Annotated in this window: 14 protein-coding genes; 2 read left to right on the forward strand and 12 right to left on the reverse strand. The window is 48.1% G+C overall.

Going from position 1 to position 14,346, the window contains the following annotated elements; all coding sequences use genetic code 11:
• Positions 1-94 precede the first annotated feature (94 nt).
• The 7 genes from MKY41_RS08945 to MKY41_RS08975 all read right to left on the reverse strand — a co-directional run bounded on the left by MKY41_RS08945 (position 95) and on the right by MKY41_RS08975 (position 6,560).
• On the reverse strand, positions 95-460 hold the full coding sequence (locus tag MKY41_RS08945) for a PilZ domain-containing protein (RefSeq protein WP_340744690.1): 366 nt from the start codon (positions 458-460) through the stop codon (positions 95-97).
• A 210-nt stretch (positions 461-670) separates the two neighbouring features.
• The gene (locus MKY41_RS08950) at positions 671-2,137 is read right to left on the reverse strand and encodes a methyl-accepting chemotaxis protein (protein WP_340744691.1); all 1,467 of its coding nucleotides are present in this window, start codon (positions 2,135-2,137) and stop codon (positions 671-673) included.
• Positions 2,138-2,432: 295 nt separating this feature from the next.
• Complete coding sequence (locus MKY41_RS08955) at positions 2,433-2,786, reverse strand: hypothetical protein (RefSeq protein ID WP_340744692.1); 354 nt, start codon at positions 2,784-2,786, stop codon at positions 2,433-2,435.
• Complete coding sequence (gene fliS, locus MKY41_RS08960; protein ID WP_340744693.1) at positions 2,783-3,184, reverse strand: flagellar export chaperone FliS; 402 nt, start codon at positions 3,182-3,184, stop codon at positions 2,783-2,785. Before fliS ends, MKY41_RS08955 begins: the two co-directional genes overlap by 4 nt.
• A 31-nt stretch (positions 3,185-3,215) precedes the next feature.
• Positions 3,216-4,742 carry a flagellar hook-associated protein 2 gene (locus MKY41_RS08965; RefSeq protein ID WP_340744694.1) on the reverse strand — a complete coding sequence of 509 codons (1,527 nt, stop codon included), beginning with the start codon at positions 4,740-4,742 and terminating at the stop codon, positions 3,216-3,218.
• A gap of 19 nt (positions 4,743-4,761) precedes the next feature.
• Positions 4,762-5,130: a flagellar protein FlaG gene (gene flaG, locus MKY41_RS08970; RefSeq protein WP_340744695.1), complete on the reverse strand. Its 369-nt coding sequence runs from the start codon at positions 5,128-5,130 to the stop codon at positions 4,762-4,764.
• 128 nt (positions 5,131-5,258) lie between these two features.
• Complete coding sequence (locus MKY41_RS08975; protein WP_340744696.1) at positions 5,259-6,560, reverse strand: globin-coupled sensor protein; 1,302 nt, start codon at positions 6,558-6,560, stop codon at positions 5,259-5,261.
• A 218-nt stretch (positions 6,561-6,778) separates the two neighbouring features.
• On the opposite strand from MKY41_RS08975, the gene MKY41_RS08980 reads away from it, so the two are divergent.
• Positions 6,779-7,735: an MBL fold metallo-hydrolase gene (locus tag MKY41_RS08980; protein ID WP_340744697.1), complete on the forward strand. Its 957-nt coding sequence runs from the start codon at positions 6,779-6,781 to the stop codon at positions 7,733-7,735.
• 104 nt (positions 7,736-7,839) lie between these two features.
• Here the strand turns inward: MKY41_RS08980 and MKY41_RS08985 are convergent, their stop codons facing one another.
• Entirely contained in the window at positions 7,840-8,202 is a 363-nt protein-coding gene (locus tag MKY41_RS08985) for a hypothetical protein (protein ID WP_340744698.1), read from the reverse strand.
• 172 nt (positions 8,203-8,374) lie between these two features.
• Here MKY41_RS08985 and MKY41_RS08990 point away from each other — a divergent pair, with 172 nt between their 5' ends.
• Positions 8,375-8,812 (forward strand): GatB/YqeY domain-containing protein, encoded by a 438-nt coding sequence (locus tag MKY41_RS08990; protein WP_340744699.1) that lies wholly within the window; start codon positions 8,375-8,377, stop codon positions 8,810-8,812.
• Between the two features lie 242 nt (positions 8,813-9,054).
• On the opposite strand, the gene ald is transcribed toward MKY41_RS08990, so the two are convergent.
• Genes ald through MKY41_RS09010 form a run of 4 tightly spaced genes read right to left on the reverse strand, consistent with a single transcriptional unit; the run spans position 9,055 to position 14,327 of the window.
• The gene (gene ald / locus MKY41_RS08995) at positions 9,055-10,194 is read right to left on the reverse strand and encodes an alanine dehydrogenase (protein WP_340744700.1); all 1,140 of its coding nucleotides are present in this window, start codon (positions 10,192-10,194) and stop codon (positions 9,055-9,057) included.
• A 59-nt stretch (positions 10,195-10,253) separates the two neighbouring features.
• Positions 10,254-11,627, reverse strand: a complete 1,374-nt coding sequence (locus tag MKY41_RS09000) for an aspartate aminotransferase family protein (protein WP_340744701.1) — start codon at positions 11,625-11,627, stop codon at positions 10,254-10,256.
• A 34-nt stretch (positions 11,628-11,661) separates the two neighbouring features.
• On the reverse strand, positions 11,662-12,507 hold the full coding sequence (locus MKY41_RS09005; protein WP_340744702.1) for a DMT family transporter: 846 nt from the start codon (positions 12,505-12,507) through the stop codon (positions 11,662-11,664).
• A 53-nt stretch (positions 12,508-12,560) separates the two neighbouring features.
• Positions 12,561-14,327, reverse strand: coding sequence for a putative 2-aminoethylphosphonate ABC transporter permease subunit (locus MKY41_RS09010; RefSeq protein WP_340744703.1), 1,767 nt, complete (start codon positions 14,325-14,327; stop codon positions 12,561-12,563).
• Positions 14,328-14,346 lie beyond the last annotated feature (19 nt).

The raw sequence follows: 14,346 nt of genomic DNA on the forward strand, positions 1-14,346 counted from the left end.
GTAAACCCTTTTAAAAAACTCGCCCTTTTTCTAAAAAATGTCGAAGTGTGACGGATTGTTGAATAAACTGCCCGTCCTTTGCTAGCGCGATTCGTCACCGTTCGGAATCTGCTTCGGCACGTCGTCGCAACTTCAATTCTCCGACGATCAACTCACCAATTTTCCGGTCTTCTTCGAATTCGAACCCGTACATATGGCCTTGATTGAACGGCTTTTTCCAGAGCACCTTCCCAGAGATGTCCAGCGGATAATTATAGACCGTGAACTTCAGCGACAACCGTACATCCTTCTGTCCAACCGGGATATCATACGTCGAATACAATTTCGCCCCGCCCGGACTGAGATCGAGCACCTTACACTCGCCCGGGTTCGACTGCCCTTCCGCCTTGAGAATCCGGAATTCGGCCTCCAGCGGCTCGCCGAACGTATATCTGAAATACTCGGTACGTTTATAAAGCATAGATCACACTCCGTTCCCTAGCTTATTGTACATCTGCCCCCAGTATAACAGATACTATCCCATTTTTTAAATTTTCAATAGGCTTCGGGTGCGTTTAGTGTCCTCTCTAGCATGGAAATGATTTGGTTATTATACCGCGTTTAATTCTTCCATGGACACACTCTGCATCAATCTTTTTAAAGAGCGCGCTCGTTCATCTAACCCCTTGATTTATTCTCGGATCCGTACCGCCTCTTCATGCGTCCCTTGGATATATCGTGCAATTCTTTGCTGTTCTTCCGTCAGCTCGGTTAACGTTGCACTCAACTCCTCGATCATCGCCGTACTCTGTTGCATGATTGCCGCGAACTGTTGTGTCCGCTCGCGAATCTCGTTGCTATTCTCATTGATTTTACCAAAGCCTTGGAGAAATTCCGATAACTCCTCACGTAACGTCCCCATTGTTTCGAATAAAGCCCCAAACGAGCGATTCGACTCCTCGGAAATTGCTATCTGCATGGCAACTTGTTGCGCCCCTTCCTCAATCTTCGACAGAGCTAGTGCATTGTAACGGTTCACCTCTGCCAGATTCGTATCTATTTTCGTCAACGTTCCGGCTGTCATACCTGCCAGTTTCCGGATTTCACTGGCCACGACCGAGAACCCTTTTCCATGCTCCCCCGCACGTGCCGCCTCAATGGATGCGTTCAGCGCCAGCAAATTCGTCTGCTCCGTGACTTCCTTGATCGAACTCGCGAACCCGTTCGTCTCCGCAATCTTCTCGGACAGAATTTCGAATGTTTTCGTAAGTTCGTCGAAGAATACAGAATACGAGTCGATGCTTTCCTTTATTTCCACCATTTGAGCTGACCCTTCATCCGCTTTTCGCCCTGCTTCCTCGGCTTGCCCAACAATCTCCTCCAAGCCTGCCGTTATATGCTGCACCGCCTCATGCGTGTGCTCCGCATTCAACGCGATAGTCGTAATATGGTCTGTCTGTTCCTGGGTGCCCGCGCTCACTTCATTCACAGCAGACAGCATTTCACGTTGCGAATCCGAGGCAGTTTCCGCCCCGGCTCGAAGTTGCGCCAAGTTCGCCGTGATGTTGCCGACCGCCTCGTCCAACCGCTGTACATGTGCTTCCTCTTCCTTAGCCTTCTTCTCCGTCATGGTGACCAACGCCTCGATACGTATGAACATCCGCCGGTTTTGCCGGACCAAGAGAAACAGAATGACCCCCGACAGGAAATGCAAGATCAGTAGATTTAACCCGCTCCCCTCCACCAAGCCGGGTTCAATGAAATACCGGTTATTGAGCAGAAGTGCGATGAAACTCAGCATATAGCCAAAAATGAGAATCTTGAACACGCCATGGATCGATCCGACGATAAGCAAAAGAATGATGATGCCGATGGACCCCAAATTCGCCTCTGATAGAAAAATGACACCTAACGTGATACAAAAATTTAGAAGAAGCAGGATGTAGGGGATAGTCTGGAAAATCACTTTCACCCGAAGACTAATAAGGTAAAAAAGCCCTGCCAGAACAAACGGAATCGCCACTGATAAGATGATGGCCTGATTCGACCGCTGTACAAATTGTGCCAACAGACCAAGCCCCGATGCAATCAGAAATCCCGCTGCCATGATCCTATTCTTTTGAAGCCAATCACTTTCTTTTAATTGAACAATCGACACCCTCACTCACCCTTCCCTCGATAGATATATCAGAATAATAAAGTATGTAAAATATATCATGAATGAATAATCATTCATATAGGATGAAGAGCCTAATTATTGGAATATTAAGAGATTTCATTTCTAAATTAGTTGTTTTCTTCAGTAAGTAAGAATGGTTATGAAGGTTGTCATCAGGGTGAGGATGAATGGGTATGGATTCCAAGCATTGTTGTGAGAAGTACGACAAAGTACCGCATAGTTCCCACATCGTCCAAAAATAAAAAGCCCGAAAGAGAAAAATCTCTTTCGAACTTCATTGTTTCGTATCATAATAAGCGCCGTCTCGCCCAAGTTTGCTATAGGGATTGACGTAGCTGTTCATATTGTCTTTTTTCGCCTGGGTCTCGGAGATATTGTTTCGGATTTGCTTGAGGAACGCGGCAAGTTCACGCTGGACCTGCTGTTCGAGCACCACGAGTTCTTTCCCGAAGGCGGCCTCCTCCGGAGAATGCGGAGCGGCGATGTGAGGCTGCAGCTTGTCCCGCTTGTCCAGCAGACCTTCGATTTCCACGATTGTCTCGTCGCGTTCCGCCTCGCTGTTCCGTCGGGTGGCGACCAGTAATTGCTCCGTCACATCACGCCAAGCGGTAAGTGCAGGACGAATCATATTTCATCCACATTGGCATATTGTTTTTGCCGGTTAATCTGAATCACTTGCTTCCAGGTATCACGGAATTCAGTGATGATGTCTGCCGCCTCGTCGAACAACTGGCTATCGTTCTTAATATTGCCATCGAGCAGCCGGTTGTTAACAAATTCATAGAGAACCATCATATTTTCCGAAATCGGCATCGACGTATCCAACGTCAACATCAATTCCGTCACAATCGCTTGCGCCTTCTGCACCGACTTGTTCTTCTCTTCAATATTGCCGTCTTCCAACGCTTTTTTCGCCTGTGCAATGAACTTCAAGCAGCCATTGTACAGCATGAGCGTCAGCTCGCCAGGCGTTGAAGTGTTCACCGAGTTGTTCTGGTACGCTGCATATGGGTTGTTAATCGCCATTGTGTGTATCTCCTTTTATCTTGCATTATCCTTACATGCCACCGCCGAAGGAACTCATCAATTGTGCCGATTGCGCATTCGCGCGCTGGATCGCCCGCTCCATCGCCGTGAATTGTCGCCAGTAGCGGTCTTCGGTCATTTTTAGGCGGTCTTGAAACCGGTCGATTTGGGTATTCATATCTTTTAAAGTCCTACCAAGCGAAAAGGCATCATTCGTATCACCAGCACGACCCGCCTTACTCCGAATATCTTTTTGCGCGTCCAATAACACTTTACGGTATTGAACAGCAATCCCGTTCTTTTTCTGATCATTATCATCCACTGAACGTCCGATCAATTTATAAACGCTATCCGGGTCGGCCGCAATCGCCTCTCTTAACTTGTCTTCATCAATAAGCAATTTCCCGTTTTCAGTGTAACTTGTGGAAGCCGTTATGCCGAGATCCCGCAGACTCATCTTGTCGTTTTCGGTTTCACCAACTTGGACAGAACTACTCATGATTGTCCGCATTTGTGAAAGCATGCTGGAGATGGTCGAATCGTTACGTAATGTACCGCTTTTCGCTTTCTCTTCCCAGAGCTCGATCTCCTTCTCTTTCATCTCTTTCTTCTGCTCGTCGGAAAGCGGTTGGAAGTTCCGGTACTTCGGCTCCCTAAGTTTGGCATTCAATTCTTCGATCATTTTATTATAGTCATTCACAAATTGTACGACAGAATCAACAATCTTGTCCGTGTTAGGCGCGGAGCTAAAGGTTACAGCGTTGGTAGTTGGGAATGAGTCTTTCTCTACTCCATTCTCAGTAATTTTTACTGTTGGATCCGTCACTTGCTTAAGATTGATTTCGAAGCCGTTAATTTGGAATGTGTTGGATGGACGCTCTGTTTGTAAGCCATTGAATGTGAAAATGGCGTTTTGTCCCTTTTGTGAATTCCCAGTTGTCAATCCCAAAAGGGCGGCTCCATTCCCTTCTACTTCAATTTCACCTTCTCCACCATCCTTGGCAGTCATCGCAATCTTTCCGGTATGAGCATCATAAAACGCTGTGACACCCGATTGTTTATTGATCTTTTGCAATACCGATCCAATGGTATCTTCACTAGTAATTTCGATTTCTGCTGTCTTATTGCCGGGAGCTTTAATGATAAGTTTACCTTCCCCAAGTTCACCCAATTCAGTAAGCTTCTTAGCGTCGACTTCCGGGGAAGTCAGTCCCCCCTCCCCAATTTTGTCACCCTGCAACGTCGCCTGCGTCGCCAACTGATGCACCGCAATCGTTCCCGAGAAATCAGACGTTGCATTGAGTGACCGAATATTGACGGCATCCGTATTGGAGACTGTCACTGTTTTTTGCAGATAGTTCCCTTGCTTTTGGACAGTATCAAACAACTTGTCGCTCTGTGCCAACAAATTCCGGTTGATACTCCGGTAATCATCCAACTGCCATTCTAAATATTGTTTCTTCTGCGTAATCTTGTCCAACGGAATCCGATGGGCCTTCATCATGTCGCGGATGATTGACTCCGTGTCCATTCCTGTTGCTAAACCACTGATTCTCATACATTTTCACACACCTTTGTTAGATTTTCCGGTCAATGAGCAGTCCGAGGAATTCGCGCATGGCCGCGTGCATGTCCATCAGTTTCTTTGATGGAATTTCACGGACGACTTCGTCTGTTTTCGAATTGACAATCGTCACATAATATTCATGCAACTGATCATGGAATTTAAAGCGTAGTTGGGTATTTGTGCTTTCCAAAAAATTGTTCATGCTCTCGGTTAGCTGCTTCGCTTTTTCCAGCGGCAATACCTGTTGCTCCGCCGCTTGCTGATTGTCTTGTATGGCTTGCATTTCGCTGACTATTTCCACATCCTTGTTGGACGCCGTGCTGTCAGCTACTGCGCCTGTCTGTGCTGTGACAGGACTTCCCCCAATCCGACTGACCATCTCCCATACCCCCTTGTATTTGAGAACGTTCGTTATTTCTAATATCGGCGAACCCGTCCCGATGTTGAGCAAAACTTGGAATTTCCAGTTGAAATGAAAAACCGGTCCTCTTTCGAACCGGTCTTCTCTTAAAAACTATGTGTTGTTTCATTCAACGCGTCTGCCGAGTCGGCGATCTGCTCTGTCGCCCGTCCCATGTGCCCGATGCCCGCCACCAACGCCTGCAATTCACTGACCGCTGAAGTGACGCAGCGAATATTCGCATCCATGGCGGCCACAATGCTCTCGAACGTCGTTTTCGTTCCCTCCGAGTCCTCGCTTCCTTCCGCAGTCCGCTCCTGCATTTCCGCGAGCGTGTCCAAAGCGTTGCCGATGTACCCGCCATTACGTTGAATCAAATCCGTAATCTGCCCGATCGACTGTTTCGTCTCATCCGCCAACTTCCTGATTTCCTCCGCGACGACCGCAAAGCCTTTCCCGTACGCTCCCGCCCGTGCCGCTTCGATGCTCGAGTTCAATGATAGCAAATTCGTCTGATCCGCAATCGTCCGCACAATGGTAATCACATTTTGGATTTCCTTCGACGACAGATCCAACTGCCCCATAATCTGCTGCATGTCATTCGCACTCTTTTCGATCTGCATCATCTTTTCGTGCAGAGATTCCATTTGCGTGTAGCCTTCGCGTGCCAACTCTTGCGTGACTGTCGATTGTTCTTTCGTCTGCTGCACGGTCGACGCCACCTCATTGCTGCTGGCGATCAGCTCCTCCATCGATGCTTGCGTTTCCTCACTAATCGTAACGAGATCCCCGCTTGTCGCCCCGATCCGCTCCTTCACTTCCGTTCGCACTTTCGCATTTTCTTCCGCTATGCCTCTCAGATAGCTTTTATGGTATTCTTCCAACACCAGTTGCTGCTCGAAATTAAATATTTTCGTAAGTGCTTGCATAGAGCGGTACATGTCCCGCGGGTCGTCCACTTTCTCCTGCAAACATTGCAAGAACGCATCCTGCAACAGCTGGAAGGCCCCGATATACCATTGCGGATCGAGCCCAATCTCATAATGAACCCGCGCAATCGTCATCCGTTGCTGGATATACGCATCATCGATCTTCCCATCCAGCATTACGGACAGATGATGACTGAGCTTCCCAATCAGCCGTTCCGGTGAACTATGCCGGAAGATGATCGTTTCCAATAGAGGGACTTCCAACAGTTTCGCATAGAACTTGTCCACCATTTCCGGCAAGTGCAAAGCGATGATCGGCTTCATACGCTTCAGGACTTGCAAATCCTCTTCCGACAATCCGATCAGCGTGGCCTGTCTCGTCATCTGCCCAGCCTCCAACTCCATCGTCACCAACAGTGGCTTGTCCGTGTCAACAAGACCTTCTTTCCTCTTTCGGAATACGCTCAATAGACTGCTCACGAAATACCCTCTCTCTCCAATTGTTATCTACCTATAGCATCATGCGAAAAGCTATATCTATTATACTAATTTTTTTGAAAAACAACGAATACTTTACAAACATTTAACCTAAATGACCTACCACAGTCTAATTTTCGTCACAAAACAAGGAGAACCCTGCCAATTGTCGAAAATGAAAGAAAGAATGGAAACTAACAATTCAACTGGGGGTTTGTAAATTGCAGCAGAAAGCACCGATCAAACTGGACGACCGCATCTACATATTGGATGGATTCGACCTCGGCTTGGAGGAACGCACGGGGACATATGTCATCATGGAGGAAGAAATCACACTGGTCGATACAGGACCGAGCACGTCGATTCCTTATGTTAAGAAGGGATTAGAAACGCTGGGGATCTCGTTAGATCAGATTAAATACATCATCGCAACACACGTCCACTTGGACCACTCAGGTGGGGCAGGGCTGCTCATGACGGAATGCCCGAACGCCAAAGCCATCGTTCATCCTAGAGGCGCACGCCATCTGGCGGATCCGAGCCGGTTGGTAGCTGGGGCCCGTGCCGTCTACGGCGAGCGGTTCGATGAACTATTCGACCCTGTTGTCCCCATTCCGGAAGAGCGAATTTTGGCGATGACAGAAGGCGACACGTTGAAAATTGGGGAATCATGCACGCTGGAATTCTGGGATACGCCAGGGCACGCCAATCACCATATTGGCATTTACGACCCAGTCAGCAACGGGATGTTCATCGGCGACACGGCAGGCATCCGCTATGCGCCGCTGATCCAAGACGGAGTGGAATTCTTCCCGCCGTCCACTTCGCCAAACCAATTCGACCCGGACAAGATGCAGCAGTCCATCAACCGTTTCAAGGCGAAAAATCTAGACGTCATCTACTTCGGTCATTTCGGAGCAAACACGACGCCGAATGAAACATTGCAACAAGTTTCCGAGTGGCTCAGAGTATTCATGGAAGAGGCCAAAACATCAGCCGCCAATGAGGAAGGCCACGAAGCCTTAGCTGAGCGCTTATTTAAACGGACTCGCACCCATCTCCGCGAACTCGGCATTCCCGACGACCATCGAGCATATCAGATGATCAAACTCGACATGGATGTCAGCGCGATGGGGATTGTGGATTATTTGGAGAAGAGTGCGAAGCGGGTTGGGTGATAGAACCTCGCACACCCAATCATGACATATAGGAACAAAAAAATCTCGCCGAACCTAATGGAGGATTGGCGAGATATTTAGTTTTAACCCCATTCAAAAATGGTTTACTTCTTCAACATCCGCAAAACCCAAAATAACCCCAAAGTACAAACCGTCATGGCCACAATCATTTTCAAATCACGTGTTGACTTGAACTTCACGTCTTCAGGAGTGATTTCGTAAACGCCGACGGGAGTGATTTTAAAACCACCGCCCCCTCCTTCGCCACCCGAACCATCGCCTCCACCTCCGACTGCGTATCTCACTTTGGCAACCGGAACGACCTTTTTTAAACCCAGTTCGACCGGCTCGCCATAGACAAGGGACACGTCTTTCTGGTCCGCAAACTTCTTGAATATCGTTTTCACCGGCGTTTCGATCAGCTGCCCTTGCTTCACTTCCGCACTTTCCTGTTGAATGGATGTCATTATCTCATCCCTCCTTATTCGTTCTTATTCGGCTTGGATGGATTGTATTCCTCCTATGGTTTTATTCCGATGCGGACGGGCTAAACTAGATAGGATGAAGTTTATTGCTGAATAAATCCGAAGATATCTTGTATAATGTTCCAGTATAAAAAAGAAATGAGGGGAACAGACGATGGCTACACTGAAAGAAAGGTTGCTCGCCGACATGAAAACGGCGATGAAAGAGAAGGATCAGACGAAGAAAGGCGTCGTCAATCTGCTGCGAGCTGGCCTACAAAATGAGGAAATCGGACAGAAACGCGAATTGACGGAGGAAGAAGAGATCAAGATCGTCCAACGCGAGCTGAAACAGACAAAACAATCGTTGGAAGAAGCGCAAAAGGCAGGCCGGGACGACATCGTGGAAGCCGAACAGGCGAAAATCGCCATCATCGAGCAATACTTGCCGAAACAACTGACCGAAGACGAATTAAAAGCCCTCATCCAATCACTTGGCATCACGAAAGACATGCCAATGGGACAAGCGGTCGGGCTGTTTATGAAAGAAGTCGGCGGACGCGCGGAAGGGAAGGTCGTGTCGCTGGTGGTGAAGGAGTATTTGCAGGGATGACAGATTCACGCAATTAAATTCCCGTAACACACATGGGGTTGTCTAGAAAAGATAAGTAAAAACCGTTATTCCAAATGGACTTAACGGTTTTTTGTCGTATAAGTATATTCCAAGCCAAGTTATTGAACTGCTCCGATCATGCAAATTTCGATAATTCGTTTCCAAGGCTAGATAACGAAAGTTGTTTCAACACCTTGGAATGTTTCCGTCATTTGCGCTATCTATCGATAGAACCTTCGCCGTTAGCGGTTCACCGCAAAACTCGGCTCCGACAGCAACTCATCTGCTGAAACGTATTCCAGTCCTTGTGCTTCCGCAACCGCCCCGTACGTAATATGCCCAGCCAGTGTATTGATTCCTTTCAATAGTGCGGGATTGTCCAAGCATGCTTGCCTGTAGCCTTTGTTGGCGATTTGCAACGCATATGGAACCGTCACATTCGTCAGTGCCGTCGTGGAGGTTTGCGGGACAGCACCCGGCATATTTGCGACAGCATAGTGAACGACCCCATGCTTGACGTAGACCGGATCATCGTGTGTCGTTACCCGGTCGGATGTGGCAAAGATGCCGCCCTGATCAATCGCGATATCTACAAGAACAGATCCCGGCTTCATCGATTTCACCATCTCTTCGGAAACGAGTTTCGGCGCCTTCGCCCCTGGGATAAGGACGGCCCCTACTACAAGATCCGCCTCCTTCACCGATTCCGCGATGTTGAACGGATTGGATACAAGTGTCTGGATGTCATTGCCGAAAATATCATCCAATTGACGCAAACGGTCTACGGACAAATCCAGTACAGTCACTTGCGCACCCATCCCGATTGCCACTCTTGCCGCGTTCGCACCTGCTTGGCCGCCACCGATGACGACTACTTTTCCGCGGGAGACGCCCGGGACGCCTGCCAGCAAAATACCTTTTCCGCCTTTCGTCTTCTCCAAATATTGCGCTCCAATCTGTGTCGCCATCCGTCCGGCCACTTCGCTCATCGGCGATAATAACGGTAATGAATTGTTCGGAAGTTGTACCGTTTCGTACGCGATGCCTGTCACTTTTTTGTCGACCAATGCTTTCGTTAGCTCAAACTCCGGCGCCAAGTGCAGGTATGTGAATAAAATCATCCCTTCACGGAAATACCCATATTCGGAAGCGATCGGCTCTTTCACTTTCATTACCATATCGGCATCCCACGCTTCGGCGGCCGTTTCAACAATTTTGGCCCCTGCCGATGCATACTCTTCATCTGTGAAACTCGAACCTAGGCCTGCTCCCGTCTGAATGACTACTTCATGACCCGCCGACTGCAACGTCAGAACTCCTGCCGGCGTCATAGCAACTCGATTTTCATTGTTTTTAATTTCCTTTGGCACACCAATACGCATGGGTATTCCCCCTCAATTCGAATTCTCACGTGGCGTCGACAGTCGACAAATGTATGAAATCAGCGGCCTGTAAGTGAACCGCAAACTTCCCTAATCGATTCTTCCAGAATATCCATCGCTTCTTCCAACTGCACATCTGTAATGACTAGCGGAGGTGCAAGGGTAAGGACATTCCCTTGAGACACCTTGAAGCTCAGTCCCTTTTCCATGCAGTGATACATGACCGCTTCCGCTTCCGTCAGTGCCTTTTCCTTCGTCCCTCGGTCCTTTACGAGCTCTACTCCGTACAGCAGTCCGATTCCTCGGACGTCTCCAATTACCGGGAAACGTTCCTTCATTTCTTCGAGCCTGCTTTTCATGTATACACCGAGCGTCCGACTCCTCTCGAGTAGCTGATACTTCTCCATATATTGAAGCGTCGCCAAAGCTGCGGCGCATCCGACCGAACTCTTTTCATGTGTGAAATGTCCAAGAGCAATCTCTTCCGCAACATCGAGACTATCGTTCACGAGCATGGCTGCCATCGGAAAGACTGCTCCTCCGAGTCCTTTGCCAAGCAATACGATGTCAGGGAGAATGTCATAGTTCTCAAATGCGAACATCTTCCCGGTACGACCGAGCGCCGTCGGAATTTCATCAAAGATCAACAAGGTCCCATGCTCGTCACAAATGCGCCGCAGCCTCTCATAATAAAACTTTGGCGGGATTTGCACATCGGTGCATCGGATCGGCTCTAGGATGATTGCACCGACATCACGCTCCCTTTCCAAGACATATTCCAAGTAGTCCAGGCTTTTCGTCGCACTCTCCGCACTCCCCCCTAAAAAGCAACGGTAGGAATTATACGGCATGATATGGAGACTCCCCGGCAATAAAGGCCCCATCCCTTCGCGAAAAAGAGCTTCTCCACCGACGGAGATCGCATCCAACGACGCACCGTGAAATGAATCCCAGAGCGATACCGTCTTGAACTTGCCCGTCGCTTTGCGAGCCAGTTTCAGCGCCATGCTGACTGCAGACGTCCCTCCGGGTGCGAACAGCACTTTATTCAACTTTCCAGGAGCAAGTTCTACAAGCTTCCGTGCCAGCTCAATCGCCGGCTTGTTCGTATACCGCCTCGGTGAGAAAGGCAGAATATCGAGCTGCTCCTTGATCGCCCGGATAACTGATTCGTTACCATAACCGACCTGGTGGACGCTATTTCCATGGAAATCCATATACTTCCGTCCATCAATGTCTTCTATATAAATGTCGTAGCTTCTCCCGATAACATTTAAGCAAGGGGTGGAAAGCGATTGCTGTAAAAAATATGCCTGGTCTTCCTCAAGCAGCCTGAATGCTTCGGCGCTCAAATGATTCCGTTGCCATTCCTTCCGGCCTTCTGTTAAATTAACATCGCCTTCCGTCCGTAAAAAACCCTGTTCTCGAATCAAATCCGTCGACTCCTTTCCTCATGCTTCCATCCTGTCAACCTAAAAACCCCAACACAGTAATGCCCAAAACGATGATTAACGAACTGACAATTCTGCGCTTCCCTTGCGTTTCTTTAAGAAACAGCATTCCAAGAATAGCCCCAAAGACGATGCTGATCTCCCGCAACGGTGCGAGCTGAGCGACTTGCGCGAGTTGCATCGCATACAGGAACAGCGCATAGGCGCCCGGCACGAACAGTGCTCCGAGAAGAATGATCTTCCAGTTTACTTTCCACTCTTCCTTTAATTGCCCAAAGCCGCCGATTCCCCATAAAAGAGAAACCCCGTAAATATAATTTTGAAATTGAATGATCATGAGAGGGCCCATGAATTCAAGTAAAGCTTTATCGCTCAGCGTATAGCCCGCAATTGAAAAGCCTCCCCCGATCGCTATGAAAATGGAGATGCGGGTTTGCCGGTCCATCTTCAGCCGAAAATCACTGATTGCCAAAATACCACTTAAGATGAGCAATAAACCAATCCAGCCCCAGAAAGATAATGTCTCTTTGAACAGCAGTACACTCGCAACCGGGATAATTAGGGAAGCGCTTCCTCTCAGTACTGGATAGACTACAGATAATTCCCCTTTCGTATAGCCTGTTATCAGACTAAATACATAAAATATCTGGAACAGCATTGAAGCGAGAAAGAGCAGAATCCCATCACCGTCCAAGCGGAGTTCCGGCACTTTCCAAAGAAAATAGGGCAATAGCAAAATGAAAGACACAATATGGATCGACCAGAGAAAGGTAATTTTACTGACACTTTTCTTTGCAAATAAATTCCACAACGCATGCAGTAAACCAGAAAATATTACGAGCAGAAATGCAAGCAGTACCAATCCGAAGACCTTCCTCTCCTACGGCTTTCGAACCCGTTCCCGTCATGCCTAATTCACTTTTGCCACGCGTTCGCACGATCCCTTATTTTTTTCGTTAAGAATTCATATCCGAAACGGACGAGTACATTCGTTAACAGAATGATGACTGCCAAGGCAGCGGCGGCAGACATATCCCCCGCCCCGACCATATCGACAATCGCAACGGATGCCGGACGCGTGCTCGGTGCGTACAAGAAAATGACCGCCGAAATGGTCGTCATGGAATTGACGAAGAAATAGACCATCATCTCCAAAATTGCGGGAAGCGACATCGGCAGCGTCACTCTCGTAAACGTTTTATAGAACGGGATATTCATCGACTCCGACACCGGTTCAAACTCTTTATCCAGCTTCTTCAGCGCAGTCGTCGCTGTGAAGAAATTGACCGAGTAGAAGTGGATGAGATTCGCTAGCACCAGGATCCAGATCGTCCCGTATAGCCCATTCAGCGGATTCGGAATTGACATATTCGTGAACGGGATGGCAAACTCCGCTTGGTTGAAAAAGAAGATGTACGCCAGACCGATTGCCAATCCTGGCAATGCCAACGGAATGATGGAAAAGAAATATCCGATTTGCCTCGTTGTCTTCATGAAGCGGGATTTCTCGAAAAGATAGGCTCCGAAAAACACCATCAAAGTACCGATAATTGCCGTCGCCAACGCAATGAACAAGCTATTATAATACGGTTGGAATCCGCCGATGACATTCTTAAACGTGTAATGTTCGCTCGTGAACGTAAAATTGTAAGGCCAGTATTTTACGAATGTAGGAGCCAATACTGCCGCTATCAACGCGAAGATCATTCCCGTCATCACAAGGCAGTATGTAAAATACAGACGGTCTCTCAATTTATTTGGTTTTATTTTGTAAGAGACCGATTTTGAGGAAATCCCCGAGCTTTCCTTGCGCTGGACAATCCGATCCGCGATGAACGCAATGACCGCGGGGATGATCAATACTACTCCAACTGTTGCACCCATAGACATGTTGAACTGCCCCACAACTTGCTGATAAATATCAACGGCCATCACTTTATAATCGCCGCCTACCACAATAGGAGCTCCAAAATCAGTGAAACTCAAAATAAAACCAATGATGAACGCACTGAACAGACCATATTTCACACTCGGCAGCGTCACGGAAAACATTTTACGCACGGTGCCTGCCCCAAACGAATCCGCCGCCTCATACAGCCGGTAATCCGTATTCGCCAATGAAATGATCAGCAATAGGAACGTTTGCGGAAACGTATAGAAAATCAAGGAAATGATAATCCCGACCGGCCCATACAGGTTAATATCCACCCCTTGGAACAATCCAAAAAAACCGGTTGTAATCAGTCCATTGTTTCCGAATAAATTCACCAGGCCGATCCCGTACATCATGGTCGGTGCAAATAACGGAATGAAGGCAACATACTTGAAAAATGATTTCCAGCGAATATCGGTGCGGACCAAGGCGTAGGCATAAAAGAATCCGAGCGTTACCGAAATGACTCCCGTCACGCTGGCGACAAACAATGTATTGAACAACGGCTGGATCAGGGAGCGCGTCGTAAAGTACTTCACAAAGTTGTCTAGGCCGATATAATCTCCATTCCGGTCCTGCATGGACACAATGACTAACTGGATCAAAGGAAAGATCAGCGCCACGACAAGCCCAAGAACAACGAGGACGATCAGCAGCTTTTGCAGTAGATCCACCGCACTTGTCTTCTGCTTGATTTTTTTCTTGCTTATCACTTGCGGCATGGCCGGATTTATAGCGTCTTCATTCATATGGATTCCCTCCTTTCCT

Source organism: Sporosarcina sp. FSL W7-1349, assembly GCF_038003045.1.
Classification (GTDB): domain Bacteria; phylum Bacillota; class Bacilli; order Bacillales_A; family Planococcaceae; genus Sporosarcina.